General features: G+C 63.5%; 10 protein-coding genes. All 10 read left to right on the plus strand.

Features of this window, described 5'->3' with window-relative positions; all coding sequences use genetic code 11:
• Positions 1-59 precede the first annotated feature (59 nt).
• The 10 genes from dctP (at position 60) to JF545_RS09070 (ending at position 14515) form a co-directional block, all read left to right on the plus strand.
• Positions 60-1157 carry a TRAP transporter substrate-binding protein DctP gene (gene dctP, locus JF545_RS09025; protein ID WP_206941414.1) on the plus strand — a complete coding sequence of 366 codons (1098 nt, stop codon included), beginning with the start codon at positions 60-62 and terminating at the stop codon, positions 1155-1157.
• Between the two features lie 67 nt (positions 1158-1224).
• Positions 1225-1776, plus strand: coding sequence for a TRAP transporter small permease (locus tag JF545_RS09030; RefSeq protein WP_206941415.1), 552 nt, complete (start codon positions 1225-1227; stop codon positions 1774-1776).
• Positions 1776-3125 (plus strand): TRAP transporter large permease, encoded by a 1350-nt coding sequence (locus tag JF545_RS09035; protein ID WP_206941417.1) that lies wholly within the window; start codon positions 1776-1778, stop codon positions 3123-3125. Before JF545_RS09030 ends, JF545_RS09035 begins: the two co-directional genes overlap by 1 nt.
• A gap of 28 nt (positions 3126-3153) precedes the next feature.
• Entirely contained in the window at positions 3154-4509 is a 1356-nt protein-coding gene (locus JF545_RS09040; RefSeq protein WP_206941418.1) for a malonyl-CoA decarboxylase, read from the plus strand.
• Positions 4506-6038, plus strand: coding sequence for a malonate--CoA ligase (locus JF545_RS09045; RefSeq protein WP_206941419.1), 1533 nt, complete (start codon positions 4506-4508; stop codon positions 6036-6038). The genes JF545_RS09040 and JF545_RS09045 overlap by 4 nt, the downstream gene beginning before the upstream one ends.
• A gap of 131 nt (positions 6039-6169) precedes the next feature.
• Positions 6170-7195, plus strand: coding sequence for an AraC family transcriptional regulator (locus JF545_RS09050; protein ID WP_206941420.1), 1026 nt, complete (start codon positions 6170-6172; stop codon positions 7193-7195).
• Between the two features lie 83 nt (positions 7196-7278).
• Positions 7279-9102, plus strand: coding sequence for a GMC oxidoreductase (locus tag JF545_RS09055; protein WP_242520756.1), 1824 nt, complete (start codon positions 7279-7281; stop codon positions 9100-9102).
• Positions 9099-10538: a coniferyl aldehyde dehydrogenase gene (locus JF545_RS09060; protein WP_206941421.1), complete on the plus strand. Its 1440-nt coding sequence runs from the start codon at positions 9099-9101 to the stop codon at positions 10536-10538. Before JF545_RS09055 ends, JF545_RS09060 begins: the two co-directional genes overlap by 4 nt.
• Before the next feature lie 72 nt (positions 10539-10610).
• Complete coding sequence (locus JF545_RS09065; RefSeq protein WP_206941422.1) at positions 10611-12566, plus strand: acyl-CoA synthetase; 1956 nt, start codon at positions 10611-10613, stop codon at positions 12564-12566.
• A 59-nt stretch (positions 12567-12625) separates the two neighbouring features.
• Positions 12626-14515: a DUF1302 domain-containing protein gene (locus JF545_RS09070; RefSeq protein WP_206941423.1), complete on the plus strand. Its 1890-nt coding sequence runs from the start codon at positions 12626-12628 to the stop codon at positions 14513-14515.
• Positions 14516-14523 lie beyond the last annotated feature (8 nt).

Here is a 14523-nt window from a genome sequence, read left to right on the forward strand (position 1 = left end):
TTTATCACCCGCCGTCCGCGGCACCCATCGCCACAATAACAACTCCTCAAGGAGACACCATGACACGCCACGCCTCCCCCGCTCATCCCGCTCGCTCGGCTGATTGCGATTGCACGACTCAGGACGCTCCCTCACTCCAGCAGGCTCGACCACGCTCAGGCACCAAAGCGCTGACGGTCGCCGCTTGCGTTGCGCTGTCGGCACTGGCCGTCAGCGCCTCGGCCAGCGCGGAAACCACGCTGCGGGTCTCTCACCAGTTTCCTGGCGGCCAGGGAGATGTCCGCGATGAAATGGTGCAACTGATGGCCAAGGAAGTGGAAGCTGCCGACGTGGACCTGGCCCTGCAGGTCTACCCCGGCCAGTCCCTGTTCAAGGCCAAGGAACAGTGGGGCGCCCTGGTGCGCGGTCGCCTCGACATGACCTCACTGCCGCTGGACTATGCCAGCGGGCGCCATCCTGAGTTCTCCGCCACGCTGATGCCTGGCCTGGTGCGCAATCATGAACGCGCCCAGCGACTCAATGACTCGGCGTTCATGGACATGATCAAGCAGGTCATCCAGGACGCCGGTGCGCGGGTGCTGGCCGATGCCTGGCTGGCCGGTGGATTCGCCTCCAACAAGCAGTGCATCACCTCACCTGACACGGTGGCGGGGCAGACCATGCGCGCAGCAGGCCCGGCCTTCGATGAAATGCTGGCAACCGCGGGTGCTTCCATCGCCTCGATGCCATCGTCAGAGATTTACACTGCCATGCAGACCGGTGTCCTGGACGGTGCCAACACCTCGTCCGGCTCCTTCGTGTCCTACCGCATCTACGAGCAGGTCAGCTGCCTGACAGCACCGGGGGAAAACGCCCTGTGGTTCATGTACGAGCCGATCCTGATCTCGGAGCAAAGCTGGAGTCGACTCGATGAGGCCCAGCAGCAGGCGTTGCTCGAGGCCGGTGAAAAGGCCGAGGCCTACTTTGCGGAACAGGCCGCCCAGCTGGATCAGACCATGGTGGACGTGTTCGAGGAAAATGGCGTGGACGTCGTGCAGATGTCCCAGGCGGACTACGATGCCTGGCTCGAGGTGGCCAAGGAGAGCGCCTACAAGAGCTTTGCCGAGAACGTGGACAACGGTCAGGCGCTGATCGACGCCGCCCTGGCCGTGGAATGAACCGAGGAAGGCGCGGCGTGATGCCGCGCCTTGCTGCTCGTTGTCGTCATGTCACCTCGGAGGCTCCATGTCCCATACTCACTCTCCCCCCCACGTCGAGGCCGCGACTGCTGCCTTATCACGCCGCCACAGCGCCGGACCCATCGGCGCGTTCTGTCGTGGCATGGACAGGCTCTCCATCGCCTTCGCCGTTGTCGCGGCGGCTGCACTGCTGCTGGGCGTGCTGGCCGTCTGTCATATGATCTTCGTGCGCTATCTGCTTGGCGAAAGCACCACCTGGCAGACCGAATTCGCCATCTTTTCGATCACCGGCGCCATGCTGCTGGGTTCCCCCTATGTGCTGCTCACCGGTGGCCAGGTGGCAGTCACCGTGCTGCCCGACGCCCTCAAGGGAGGCCTGAAGAGTGCCATGAACCTGGTCGCTGCACTGTGCGGCCTGGGGTTCTGTATCGCCCTGGCTTACGGCTCGTGGCTGTATCTGCTTGAGGCGTTCCACGGCGGCTGGACCACCGGCACGGTATGGAATCCTCCGCTGTGGCCAGCGCTCGTTCCGCTGGCCCTTGGCTCGACCCTGCTGGCAATCCAGTATCTGGCAGACATTCTGGGAGGAGCGCGCTGATGGACCCCGTCACCAGCGGTATCCTTATTGTCACCGCACTATTCGTGCTGATGGCCATCGGCACCCCCATCGCCTTCGCCCTGGGCGGGGTCTCATTGGCCGCCCTGGTGCTTGATCAAGGCATGGGCGAGCTGACCTACTTCGGCGAGACCTTCTTCGGCAGCCTGGCCTCATTCGGCTTCGTCGCGATACCCATGTTCATCCTGATGGGGGCGGCCGTGGCATCGTCCCCCACCGGACGAGACCTCTACCGTTCACTGGATCTGTGGCTCGGCAAGGTGCCCGGTGGGCTGGCCATCTCCAATATCGGCGCCTGCTCGATCTTCGCAGCGCTATCAGGTTCGTCTCCGGCCACCAGCGCAGCCATCGGCAAGCTGGGCATTCCCGAGATGCGCAAGCGCGGCTATCCGGATGGCGTCGCCGCGGGGTGCGTTGCGGCAGGGGGCACCCTGGGCATCCTGATTCCGCCTTCGGTCACCATGATCGTCTACGGGATTTCCACCGAGACGTCGATCGGCCGCCTGTTCATCGCCGGCGCCTTGCCCGGTGTCATGCTGGCGCTGCTGTTCATGGCCTGGACCCTTATCGCCTGCAAGCTGGCCGGTGGCTATCACGCCCCCAACCCAGTAGCGGAAGCCGCTCGCGAGCTCAAGGACAAGGTCGCCAGTAACGTCGAGCACAACCTCAAGGCACTGGTGCGGGTGCTACCCTTCCTGGTCGTGGTCAGCGGCATCCTGTTCGCCCTCTACGGTGGTGTCGCCACGCCCTCAGAGGCCGCCGGAGCGGGTGCCTTCCTGTGCCTGGCTCTGGCCATCGTGGTCTACCGCATGTGGCAGGTGAAGCCGCTCACCACCATCATGCGTGACGCGCTGCGGGAAAGCGTCATGATCATGCTGATCATTGCCTGCGCCGAGATCTTTGCCTATGCGCTGTCGTCGCTGTTCATTACCCAGACCGTGGCCGAGGCCATCGCCAGTCTTGAGGTCAATCGATGGGTGCTGATGGGCATCATCAACGTCTTTTTGCTGGTGGCCGGCTTCTTTCTGCCTCCAGTGGCAGTCATCGTCATGACGGCGCCGATTCTGCTGCCCATCATTCTGGCGGCCAACTTTGATCCCTACTGGTTCGCGGTCATTCTGACCATCAACCTGGAGATTGGCCTGATCACCCCGCCGGTAGGCCTCAACCTGTTCATCATCAAAGGGATAGCCCCAGATATCGCGCTCAAGGACATTCTGCTCGGTAGCCTGCCCTACGCTCTGTGCATGGTGCTGGGCATCATCCTTCTATGCATCTTTCCGGGCATTGCCACCTGGCTGCCGGACCTGATCATGGAAACCGCCGGCTGATCGGCTCGGCCCCAACGAGGTGTTTCTGATGAACTTCAGCTTTCTGCAGGAACTGTTGTCCAACATCACCCAGCGCGACGCCCTGCTGCGCAGGCGTAGCGATGGCCCACCGCTGGACCATTCCCAGGTCATCGACGCCTGTCATCGACTGCTGGCAAGCGACGGCGAAGCATCGAGCATTACCCTCGCCTGCCAGGCCCTGGATGCCTATGGGCGCCTGGGCGACGAAGAGAAGACCCGCTTCTTCCTGACCCTGACAGAGGAGTTCACCGCAGACCCCGACGCCGTGGATCGCGCCTACCAAGACTACCGTGTCGAGCGCGGCAACATGGCACTTCAGCGTTTGTTCGAGGCCTGCGAGCCCAGACGGCAGGAGCTGCTGCGTCGCCTCAACCTCACCACCGGCGGAACCCATGATCTGGTGCGCATGCGCGAGGATCTGCTGCCCAGGCTCAAGGACAACCCGGATCTCAGGGCGCTCGATGATGACTTTGCCCACCTGTTTGCCTCCTGGTTCAACCGGGGTTTTCTGGTCCTCAAGCGCATCGACTGGAACACCCCGGCGGCAGTGCTGGAGAAAATCATTCGCTACGAAGCGGTACACGAGATCTGCGACTGGAATGATCTGCGCCGCCGCCTGGATGCTCGAGACCGACGCTGCTTTGCCTTCTTTCACCCGGCCATCGGCGACGAGCCGCTGATCTTCGTCGAGGTCGCCTTGACCAAGGGTATGCCAGAACGCATCCAGCCGATTCTCGATGCCAACCACGAGGCCATCGAGGCGGAAGATGCCGATAGTGCCGCCTTCTTTGGCATCAGCAACTGTCAGGTGGGACTGCGCGGCATCTCCTTCGGTAACTTCTTGATCAAGCAGGTGGTGCAGGAGCTGAAGGCCGAGCTGCCCAGGCTCAAGCATTTCGTCACCCTCTCTCCCGTGCCTGGATTTCGCGCCTGGCTGGACGCCGAGCGCCAGCGGGAAGATGGCCGGCTGGACGATGACACCCAGACGCTGCTCAAGGAGCTCGATAGCGAAGGGTGGGAGGCAGACCCGGAGCGCGCCAAGACCCTGGGCGAGGCCATTCGCCCCCTAGCGGCCCACTACCTCACGAAAGAGCGCAACCCCAAGGGGCTGCCCCTCAACTCGGTCGCTCGCTTTCATCTCGGCAATGGCGCCGAGCTTCACCGCATCAACTGGCTAGGCGACACCTCTCGCCGCGGCCTGGCCCAGTTCGGCGGCCTGATGGTCAATTACCTTTACGTCCTCGATGACATCGAGGGCAATCACGAACGCTACTCCAGCGAAGGCAAGGTCGCCTGCTCTTCCCAGGTCAAGGACCTGCGTCGGCGAGCACGCAAGCATCTCAAGGGAGATCCCGTCACATGAACCACAACCTCTTTGCCACCTTTGAAAAACGCATGCACGAGCGTGGCGATGCCCCCTTCATCACCACCCGGGAAGGTCGGGATTACCGTTATTCGGACGCCCTCGACATGGTGGCACGGCTGGCTGGCGCGCTGGTCGAGCTTGGCGTCGGCCCGGGGGACAGAGTCGCCGTACAGGTCGACAAGAGCCCCGAGGCCATTTTGCTCTACCTGGCCAGCCTCAAGGTCGGCGCCGTCTACCTGCCGCTCAACACCGGCTATACCAGCGAGGAAATACGCTATTTTCTCGGCGACGCCGAGCCCGCGCTGTTCGTGTGCCGTCCGGCCTCACTCGACGCCGCCACTCAGGTTGCGTCATCCTGCGGCGACGTGCGTGTGGTGTCGCTGGGCACTGCCGCCGACGGCGGACTGATGGACGTGGTCGCCGCGGCCTCCCCCGTCACCGACTGCCTTGAGCGCGACGCCAACGATCTGGCCGCCATCCTGTATACCTCCGGCACCACGGGTCGTTCAAAGGGTGCCATGCTCAGCCACGGCAACCTTGGGTCGAATGCCGAGGCGCTGGTGTCTGCCTGGCGCTTTAGCGCAGACGACCGCCTCATCCATGCCCTGCCGATCTTCCACACCCACGGCCTGTTCGTGGCCTGCAACGTGATCCTGATGGCCGGTGCCAGCATGCGCTTCCTGCCCAAGTTCGATGCGGATGTGGTGTTCGAGGAAATGGCACAGGGCACCACCATGATGGGGGTGCCGACCTTCTATACGCGCCTGCTGAAGGACCCTCGACTCACCCGTGAAGCCACCGCCAATATGCGCCTGTTCACCTCTGGCTCGGCGCCGCTGACCGCCGACACCCATGAGGCCTTCGAGGCGGCCACGGGCCATGCCATTCTCGAACGCTACGGCATGACCGAAACCAACATGAATACCTCGAACCCTTATGACGGCCAGCGCATCGCCGGCACCGTCGGGATGCCCTTGCCGGGGGTCGAGGTACGCATTACCGATCGCGAAGGCAAGCATCATGACGCGCTGCCCCAGGGCGAGATTGGCATGCTCGAGGTGCGTGGCCCCAACGTGTTTCAGGGATACTGGCGGATGCCGGAGAAGACCGCGGAGGAGCTGTTGGACGATGGCTTCTTCATCACCGGCGACCTGGCGTTGATCGACGAGCGAGGCTATGTGCAGATCGTCGGACGGGACAAGGACCTGGTGATCTCCGGGGGCTACAACGTCTACCCCAAGGAGGTCGAGGGCCATATCGACGAGCTCGGCGGCGTGCTCGAATCAGCGGTCATCGGGCTACCCCACCCGGATCTGGGCGAGGGCGTCACCGCCGTGGTCGTCCCGGCAGAAGGCGCCACACCGCAGGAAACCGAGATCATTGCCGCGCTGGCCGACAAGCTTGCGCGCTACAAGCAGCCGAAGCGGGTGTTCTTTGTCGACAGCCTGCCACGCAACACCATGGGCAAGGTGCAGAAGAACCAACTCAGAGAGCGCTTCAAGGATACCTACGCGGCCAGCTCATAGGCGCCATCTGTTCCCCTATGCTCGTTCATTCATAACACCCCACAACGGCGCCCCATTGGGCGCCGTTGAGCGTTCGCGGGAGTCTCGGCGCCCATATATACTCACACCCACCAACGTTGTGGAGACCCTCCATGCAGCCTATGGTGCGTGCTGCTGCTCTGACCGGCTATCCGACCCTGCTCAGCGAGTTGGGAGGCAGTGCCCATCAGGCGCTGGCTCGCCTGTCCTTGCCTGGCGACTACCTTGACCGCCCCGACCGCCTTATTCCGGTGGCGACCAAGATCGACTTGCTCGAGCTGGGCGCTCAGCTCAGCGGCTGTCGCCATTTCGGCCTGCTGCTGGGACGCCACCAGAACATTTCCATGCTGGGCATGGTGGGTCTGCTGATTCAGCAGTGCGACACCCTGCGTGAGGCCATGGTCACCATTGCCGATCAGATCGGTCGGCATGTACAGGGCCTTGAGGTCAGACTGGAAGAGCGCGACGACCAGGCCCACTATCACTTCACCTATCGGGTTCCCGGCTACATCAGGCCATCACGCCAGCATAACGACAACACCCTGATGGGGGCCTACAACATCCTCACCTTCCTGTATGGCGAACCGATCAAGCTGCGCGCCGTCTACCTGTGTGGCGAAGAGCCCAAGGACCTGGAACCCTACACCCAGCAATTCCATGCCGCCCTGCGCTTCAACCATCCGGAGAACACCCTGGTCTTCGACCGGCATTGCCTTGACCACGCGATTGCCGGGGGCAGCCCCGCGCTGCGCAGACTGATCAACTCCTTGCTGCATCGTCACCGCTGGGACGATATCGAAAGCAAGGTGGAGTGGATCATCACCAACCTGCTGCCGCTGGATCAGGTCAGCCTGGAGGCGGTGGCCACGGCGCTGGATGTCCCACCGCGCACGCTGCAGGACCGGCTGCTCAAGCGAGGCCTCAGCTTTCAGCACTTGCTGGACCGGGTCCGCATGCGCAGCGCTCAGGTGTATATGCTGGACACCCACCTTAGCCTCACCGAGATCGCCGACCTGCTGGGCTATAGCCAGCTCAGCGCATTGACTCGCAGTTTCAAGCGCGTCATGGGCGAGAGTCCTGCCCAATGGCGACGAAAGCATAAGGCTGAAACGGCCAATATTGCGTCATTTGTCAAGTAACACGCGCCTTCGGTCAATCTGTGGCCTCCCGCCTTCACTATGCTCGGGCATGACAATAACGAGACGAGCAGGGGGACCCGGCCATGTCTGCCAGCGAGCAAGCGCACTTCGACTTCGACCAGATCATCATCGGCACCGGCTTCGGTGGTTCCGTCAGCGCCCTGCGCCTGTCGGAGCAGGGACATCGGGTCTTGATGCTGGAAAAAGGACGGCGCTGGAAGGACCAGGAGTTCTCGGATAACTCCTGGAATCTCAAGAAGTTTCTGTGGGCTCCCAAGCTTGGGCTGACAGGCAACCTGCAGATCAGCCTGACCCGCAAGATCACCGCCCTGCATGGCGTCGGGGTGGGCGGCGGCTCACTGGTCTACGCCAATGTCCATCTGATTCCCAAGGATGAGGTCTTTGCCGCCGAATCCTGGACCCGGGTGCATCACGACTGGAAAGATCGCCTGATGCCCTACTACGGGCTGGCCCAGCGCATGCTCGGGGTCACCAAGAGCCACTACGAGAATGCCGCGGATCACGCCCTCAAGGAAACCGCCAGGCGCATGGGCCGTGAGGCCACCTACCAGACCGTCAACACGGGTGTGTTGTTCCCTGAAGACCCCGCCGATGGCAGCGGTGCCGGACGTGGCGATCCCTACTTCTCCGGGGACGGCCCCACACGTAACAGCTGTCGCTATTGCGGTGGCTGCACCATGGGCTGTCGCCACAACGCCAAGAACACGCTGGTCAAGAACTACCTGTGGTTTGCCGAGCGTAACGGCGTCGAGATTCGTGCCGAGAGCGAAGTCACCCGTATCGAGCCGCTGGCCACCGATCGCGGAGAGCGTGATGGCAGTGCCGGCTACGAGATCACCGTACAATCCTCGACCGCCCGCTTCGCCAAGAAGCCCTATCGACTGAGGTGCCGAGGGCTGGTGCTATCCGCCGGGGTGTTCGGCACCATCCCCCTGCTGCTCAAGGCCAGGGATCAGGACAAGACTCTCCCCCGGCTATCGTCGCGGCTGGGACGGGAGGTGCGCACCAATTCCGAGACCCTTATCGTCAACACCGCCCGGTTTGCCGATGGGCAGGGCCAGCCCCAGGAAATCTGCCATGGCCCGACCATCACCTCGATGTTCGACCCTGACGACGAGACCCGCATCGAGATCAACCGCTTTCCTCGCTACGGTGACGCGACCTTTGCCCTGCAGAGCGCCGTGCCGCTGACCGACGCCCAAGGCCAGGTGCCACGCTCTGTCAGCATGTTGATCAACATCCTGCGCCAGCCGCTCAAGACGCTGCGCATGCTCAACCCGGTGGGCAAGTCCCGCCACTCGATCATCTTTCTGGTGATGCAGACGCGGGATACCTACGTCCACCTGAAAAGCCATCGTCCCTGGTATAGCGCCTTTGCCCCAGGCTGGTCGGTCTACCAGGACAAGGGCGATCGGGCCCTGACCAACTACTTTCCCATCGCCCACAAGGCCGCTCGGCACTATGTCGCCGCCGCTGGCGGCGGCGATGCCGGCAATGTGGCTACCGAGGTCCTGTCCGGTGCTCCCAGCACGGCTCACCTGATGGGCGGCGTCGCCATCGGTACCGATGCCGACAACGGGGTGGTCGATGACCGTGGCCACGTCTTTGGCTATCACAACCTGCGCGTCATCGACGGCTCGCTGATTCCCGGCAACCTGGGGGTCAACCCGTCGCTGACCATCCTCGCCCTGGCCGAGTACGCCTGGGCCAACGCCCCTGTGTTTGATCAGGCGCGGGCCGCCAGCGTTCGGCGCGTCCATTTTTCAGCTCCCCTGCCGGGTTCCAGCTCATCCCTGGACGGTAGCGGGGACCTGCACGACCTCATCGCCAGCGACGGCGCCAGCCCTTCCCCTACGACGAGCGAACACGCCGGAGCCGACCTATGAACGCGCCACTCGCCTCCCACGACGATGCGACCCAGGATGACCTGAACGCGGCCTTCACCCTGCAGCGGCAGGCCTATTTGGCAGACCCTGTGCCCGACTATCAGGCACGCGTGCAGCACCTGCGCGCCCTGGCCAGGATGATCCAGGACCACCAGGAGGCCATTGTCCAGGCGATCAGCGACGATTTCGGCAATCGCGCTCGGGAAGAAACCCTGTTCTGCGAATTTGTGGTGGTACTCAGCGACATCAAGGATGCCATCAAGCATCTCAAGTCATGGATGCGGCCCCAGCGTCGACGGGTCGATCACAGTCTCTACTTTGGCGCCCGCAACAGGGTCATCCCTCAGCCGCTGGGGGTGGTCGGCGTGCTGGTACCCTGGAACTTCCCGCTCAACCTGAGCCTGGCCCCGCTGATCGGCATCTTTGCCGCCGGCAATCGCGCGCTGGTCAAGATGTCGGATCGCTCGCCTCGCCTGACCCAGCTGCTGATCGATATCTGCCCAAGCTACTTTGCCGCGGACAAGCTCAGATTCTTCGCCGATGATGGCATGCTTGGGCCACATTTTAGCCGGCTGCCCTTCGATCACCTGGTCTTCACCGGCTCCACCGCCACCGGACGCAAGGTGATGGCCAACGCCGCCGAGAACCTGACACCTGTCACCCTGGAGCTGGGGGGCAAGGCTCCGGCGATACTCGCCCCGGATTTTCCATTGGAAGAGGCTGCCAGACGGCTGCTGTTCGTCAAACTGCTCAACGCAGGTCAAATCTGCACCACGGTGGACTACCTGTTTGTGCCTGAAGGGACGCTGGATGCCCTGGTGGATGCTGCCAAGGCCATCGTTCACCAGCGTTACCCCGACCTGGCAAGCCCGGACTACACCTCGATCATCGACGAGACCTCCTATCAGCGTCTTCAGGCCACCCTGGACGATGCCGAGGCCAAGGGCGCGCGAGTCATTCGACTGTCACAACAGGGCAGTGATCCGGCCACGCGCAAGTTCGCCCCCCACCTGGTGCTGGACGTGGCCGATGACATGCAGATCATGCAGCGCGAGATCTTCGGCCCGCTGCTGCCCGTGATGACCTACCGCGAGCCACAGGAGGTCATCGACTACATCAATGCTCGGCCTCGCCCTCTTGCGCTCTATCCCTTCTCCCGGGACACGGCTCTGGTGGATCGCTATATCGAGCGAATCCAGTCGGGAGGGGTCTCGGTCAATCATGCCTTGCTGCACGTCGGCCAGCATGACCTTCCCTTTGGCGGCATCGGCGACAGCGGCATGGGCCACTATCACGGGCGCGATGGCTTCATCACCTTTTCGAAACTGCGCCCGATGTATCGCCAGGGGCCCTTCGACAGCATGAAACCGCTGATACCGCCCTACACCAAGACCACCCACAAGGTCCTCAAGCTGATGCAATGGCTGGCGCGCTAGGGATGACCCCATGCAGCGCAGGCTTGTGATGACGGTATTACCTGCCCCGTCGAAACGATCTGGAGCCCCGACATGACCACCGCTGGCATCCCTGAGCTGCCCTCCTACCTCGCTCACATCCAGGGCTTCCCGTTGATCCGGGACCGAGGCGACATCGAGGTCATCGAGCAGACGCCCTGGGAATCCCTGGGCCTGCCCGAAAGCACGCTAGATGTGATTGCCGACAGCGCTCGCCGAATGCCCGACGCTGTCGCCCTTCGCTTCGTCATGACGCCCGATGACGACAGCAGCCACTGCTATCGCTACCGCGACTTTCTCGCCCGCACCCTGCAGGCGGCCAATGCCTTTCATGCCCTTGGCATCGACCGGGACACGGTCGTCTCGTTCCTGCTGCCAAGCCTGCCGCAGACCCACTTCACCCTGTGGGGGGCGGAAGCCGCAGGAGTGGTCAATCCGATCAACCCGATGCTCGAGCCCGAGCACATTGCCGGCATCATGAAGGCCGCGGGCACCCGCGTTCTGGTTGCCCTGGCCCCCTTTCCCGGCAGCGACATCTGGGCCAAGGTCGAGGCCATCAGGGACCAGGTCCCTACCCTCACCAAGGTCCTGTATGTGGACGCGGCGCAGTTTCTGCCCGAGGCAGAGGCCGTCGCCTTGCGTCAGACGCTGCCACTCCCCGATGAGGACTGGTGTGCCGACTTCGACGCCTGCCTCGAGCGTGCCCCTGATGACCACCTGGTCAGCGGACGCCGGATTCGTGCCAGCGACCGTGCCTCGTTGTTCCATACCGGGGGCACCACCGGGCTGCCCAAGCTGGCGCCTCACAGCCACGCCAACGAGGTGGCCAACGCCGCCATGATGCAGATGCTGTTCCGCCATGCCGATGATGCGGTGATCCTGTGCGGGCTGCCGCTGTTTCATGTCAACGCGGTGCTGATCACCGGGCTAGGCCCGCTGATGATCGGCGCTGAGGTGCTGTTGGCAACGCCGGCAGGCTTCCGCACGCCAGGGCTGGCCGAGGGCTTCTGGTCACTGGTGGAGCGTTACCAGGTCACCTTCTTCAGCGCGGTCCCGGCGATCTACTCACGACTGCTTGAGGTGCCCTTTGGTGACGCCGATGTGTCCAGTCTCACCAGCGCACTCAGCGGTGGTGCGCCCTTGCCCCGAGCGGTTCACGGGCACTTCGAGGAGTTGACGGGGATCGTCCTGATCGAGGGCTTCGGCATGACCGAGGGCACCTGCGGCAGCATGGCCAACCCCCTGGCAGGCGAGCGCCGCACCGGGTCCGTCGGCCTGGCCCTGCCCTACACCGGCGCCAGGGTGGTCACGCTGGACGACCACGGCCGCTACCTGCGTGACTGTGAGGTCGACGACATCGGCACCCTGGTGATCCGAGGCCCCAACGTCTTCGCTGGCTATCGCCAGCCTGAACAGAACCGTGGCATCTGGGTCGAGGAGGGCTGGTTCAACACCGGTGACCTGGCCCGCCAGGATCGGGATGGCTACATCTGGATCACCGGCCGCGCCAAGGACTTGATCATCCGAGGCGGCCACAACATCGACCCACAGCTGATCGAAGATGTCCTCTACCGTCACCCCTCGGTACAGATGGCTGCCGCAGTGGGCAAGCCCTGCGACCGGGTCGGTGAACTCCCGGTGGCCTATGTCAGCCTGCAGCCAGGTCGAGAGGTCGGCGAAGAGGCCTTGCTCAGTCACTGCCAGGCGCACCTGGCAGAGAAGGCCGCGATCCCCAAGAACATCTGGTTCATGGACACGATCCCGCTGACCGCCGTGGGCAAGGTGTTCAAGCCTGCGCTGCGCCAGGATGCGGTCGCACGGGTCTACCAGTCGGTCGCCGATACTCTGCTCGGCGCGGGGGTGGCCCGGATCAGCGCTCGCCAGGACGCCGCCCTTGGGCTGGTCGCCGATGTCCAGCTGCCCGACAACGTTGACGCCAGCGAGCTTGAACAGCGACTGGCAGCCTACCCGATTCCCTGCCTGTGGCGTCGCTATCCTGCCCGGGAATAGCCACGACATGACGGTATCGCAGCTCCCATAACGATAACGACAAGACCAAGAGGCGAACCATGCCACTCACTTCTGCAGCGCATGCCAGCGGCATGCGCCGGACGGCCCTGTGCCTGTCCTTGGCCACCCTGCCGGGCCTCCTGTGCGTCCCTGACGCTGACGCCCTGGAGGGCGACGTCGGCGAGATTCACGCCAAGCTTTCCGGCTCGCTCAGTGTCGGCGCCATCTGGCGTGCCGAATCTTCCGACCAGGACTTTCTGTTCCAGGGTAACGCCGAGGCAGCCGACCCTGGCGCCACTGGCTACAACCCCACGGGGGCACGCAACATCGATGATGGTCGTGCCAACTATGCCGATCGCGAGCTGGCCTCCACACCGGTGATCCTGGCGACCCAGCTGGATCTCGACTATCGCAACGTCGGGGCTCGGATTGCCGGCAAGGCCTGGTATGACATCCACCAGCAGCACCACAGCGTTCCGTTCGGCAGTCTGGCCAATGGCTACGAGCGCAACGAACCCCTCGATGACCACCGCTTTCATCGCCTGTCACGCTTCAAGGGCACGACGTTCACCGAAGCCTACGTCTACGGGGACTTCGCCCCTGCGGGCCACGATCTCCACCTGACCCTCGGCGATCAGTACCTGCCCTGGGGAGAGAGCAAGTTCTTCATCAACGGGGTCAATACCATCAATCCCTACCGCCCGGCGGCGCTGCGCATGCCGGGCGACAACCTGCGCCTGGCGACCACGCTGCTATCGGCAGAGCTGGCCCTGACACCACGCTGGGAGCTGGGGGCCTTCTACCAGCTCGACTGGGACAAGTCGGTGCTCGATGGCTGCGGCACCGCCTTCAGTTCTTACGACTACATCGCCGATGGCTGTGGTGGTGCGGTCCCCCGGGGGCCCAATGACCGGGCAGGCTACCAGGGAGATTTGTATGTCGACCGAGGCCCGGACGACACGCCGGAGGATGAAGGCCAGTTCGGCCTGCGCCTGAGCTACTCGCCCAGTGCGGATACCACCTTCTCCGGCTACGCCATGAACATCCACTCCCGCCGCCCCTACGCCAGCGTCATCTCCGACAGCTACACCGGCACCGATGACAACGGCCTGTCGCCGGGCTGGCGTCCGCCGACCGACTCAAGCTATGACCGCTCACGCAACATGCAGTACTTCGCTGACTACCCAGAGGATATCCAGGTCTTCGGGTTGGGCTTTCACACCAAGTTCGGTCAAGCCACGCGAGTGTTCGGCGAGTACAGCTTTCGTCATGACCAGCCGTTGCAGCTGGCCACCGCAGACCTGATCGCGGCCTTCATCGCCGATCCTGAATTCCTGTCCGGCGCCATTGGCCAGGACATCACCCTGGCTCAGGCCGCCCGCGACACCGCAGCAGGCGATGTCTTTCGAGGTTTTGACCGCTACGACGTGTCCCAACTGACCCTGGGCGCTATCCAGCCGGTACCGGACGTGTTGGGTGCCAAGGCGCTGGTGCTGGTGGGCGAAGCCGGCATGAAGTATGTCCACGACCTGCCAAGCCTGGACGAGCGTCGCTATGCCAAGGGCGATTTGTTTGGCACCGACCTGGCCCAGGGCAGCGAAGCGGGTTGCACCATCGCGACCGCCAACCCTGCCTACAAGGGTCGCGGCTGCTCCGGGGACGGCTACGCCAGCGATTTTTCGTGGGGCTATCGTCTGCGCGGTCAGCTGATTTACCCCAATGTGCTGCCGGGGCTGACGCTGACGCCCTACGCCCTGTTTGGCCATGACGTTTCCGGCTGGTCCTATGACCTCAACTTCGTCGAAGACCGGCTGTTCGGCAGCCTTGGCCTGCAAGCGGACTTCCAGGAGCGCTACCACGCCGAGGTGAGCTGGAGCGGCAGCGGCAACACCCCCTATGCAGATACCGACTTTGACTATCTGACGGCGAGCCTCAGGGTCGACTTCTGACCGTTGGC

It is taken from the genome of Halomonas litopenaei (genome assembly GCF_017303055.1).
In the GTDB taxonomy this organism is placed as follows: domain Bacteria; phylum Pseudomonadota; class Gammaproteobacteria; order Pseudomonadales; family Halomonadaceae; genus Halomonas; species Halomonas litopenaei_A.